Raw genomic sequence first — 1094 nt, 5'->3', positions numbered from 1 at the left:
GCGATGCCGTTGTTCTTCGCCCACATGATGAAGTCGGCGACCACGAGGAAGTAGCCCGGGAACCCCATCTGGATGATGATGTCCATCTCGTACTCGGCCTGCTTCTGGCGGTCCTCGGGGACGCCGCCCGGGTAGCGGCGGTCCATGCCGACCCGGACCTCCTCCTGGAACCAGGTGACCTCGGTGAAGCCCTCGGGGATCTCGAACTTCGGCATCAGGTCGCGCTTCTCGAACATGCCGTCCGTGTCGATCTGCTCCGCCACGAGCAGCGTGTTCGCACACCCCTCCTGCCAGGCGTCCGACGAATCGACGGCATACATCTCCTCCGTCGACTTCAGGTAATAACCCGTCCCGTCGAAACGGAACCGATCCGGATCCGAAAGATTCTTGCCCGTCTGAATACACAGCAGCGCATCGTGCGCTGTCGCCTCATGCGCATACGTGTAATGCGAGTCATTCGTCACCAGCGGCGGAATACCCAGCTTCTTGCCCACCCGCAGAAGATCCTCACGGACCCGCCGCTCGATGTCGATCCCGTGATCCATCAGCTCCAGGAAATACCGGTCCTTGCCGAAGATGTCCTGGTACTCCGAAGCCGCCTTCACCGCCTCGTCGAACTGCCCCAGACGCAACCGCGTCTGCAACTCACCCGAAGGACACCCCGTCGACGCGATCAGGCCCTCCGACCACTGCGCGATGGTCTCCTTGTCCATCCGCGGCCACTTCTGCAGCCACCCCTCCGCATACGCGTCCGAGGAGAGACGGAACAGATTGTGCAGACCCGTACGGTTCACCGCCCAGATCGTCTTGTGCGTATAACCACCCGAACCCGACACGTCGTCACGCTTCTGATGCGGCTGCCCCCACTGGATCTTCCGCTTGTTGCGCCGCGACTCCGGCGCCACATACGCCTCGATCCCGATGATCGGCGTCACCCCCGCCTTCTTCGCCGAATGGAAGAAGTCGTACGCCCCGTGCAGATTGCCGTGATCGGACATCGCGATATGCGTCATGCCCATCTCATTGCACGCCTTGAACATGTCCTTCAGCCGCGCGGCACCGTCCAGGAGCGAGTACTGGGTGTGGACGTGCAG

1 protein-coding gene is annotated in these 1094 nt (G+C 62.2%); it reads right to left on the bottom strand.

Annotation, left to right across the window (positions count from 1 at the left end; all coding sequences use genetic code 11):
- Positions 1–1094: PHP domain-containing protein (locus tag GPA10_RS41505; RefSeq protein ID WP_157169910.1), on the bottom strand; the 1094-nt coding region annotated here is incomplete at both ends.

The organism is Streptomyces typhae, assembly GCF_009755605.1.
Taxonomy (GTDB): Bacteria; Actinomycetota; Actinomycetes; order Streptomycetales; family Streptomycetaceae; genus Streptomyces; species Streptomyces typhae.
The sequence above is the reverse complement of the archived record's forward strand: the minus strand, read 5'-3'. Positions and strand labels throughout refer to the sequence as shown.